The organism is Streptomyces hazeniae (genome assembly GCF_031845485.1).
Taxonomy (GTDB): domain Bacteria; phylum Actinomycetota; class Actinomycetes; order Streptomycetales; family Streptomycetaceae; genus Streptomyces; species Streptomyces hazeniae.
Genome location: NZ_JAVREQ010000130.1, coordinates 1 through 478, shown reverse-complemented (window position 1 = coordinate 478; position 478 = coordinate 1). Strand labels below are relative to the sequence as shown.

1 protein-coding gene is annotated in these 478 nt (G+C 62.6%); it reads left to right on the top strand.

Annotated features, from left to right (window positions below; genetic code table 11):
• Positions 1-187: 187 nt before the first annotated feature.
• Positions 188-478: SDR family NAD(P)-dependent oxidoreductase (locus RM572_RS28945; protein ID WP_311676328.1), on the top strand; the 291-nt coding region annotated here is incomplete at its 3' end.

Here is a 478-nt window from a genome sequence, read left to right as displayed (position 1 = left end):
CGCAGATCGTCGCCGAATTGAGTTAGAGAATTTCATTCTTCTAAGCGGAGAGTACAAATGGCCATAAACGTATCTGTCATTGACACGGCAGGCGACCCGATGACAGAGTTGCTGAGCAGGTGCACAGAACTTCACCGAGCATGTGGCAGACACGAAAACAGAACTGGGGTAATCAATGACTGGACGGGTGGAAGGCAAGGTCGCGTTCGTCACCGGCGCGGCCCGCGGCCAGGGACGTAGCCACGCGGTGCGGCTGGCGCAAGAGGGCGCCGACATCATCGCGATCGACATCTGTGGACCGATCCGGCCCGGCGTGGAGACCGCCATCCCGGCCTCCACCTCTGATGACCTGGCCGAGACCGCCAACCTCATCAAGGGACTCAACCGCCGCGTCGTCACCGCCGAGGTCGACGTGCGCGACGCCGACGCGATCAAGGCAGCCGTGGACAGCGGCGTCGAGCAGTTGGGCCGCCTCGAC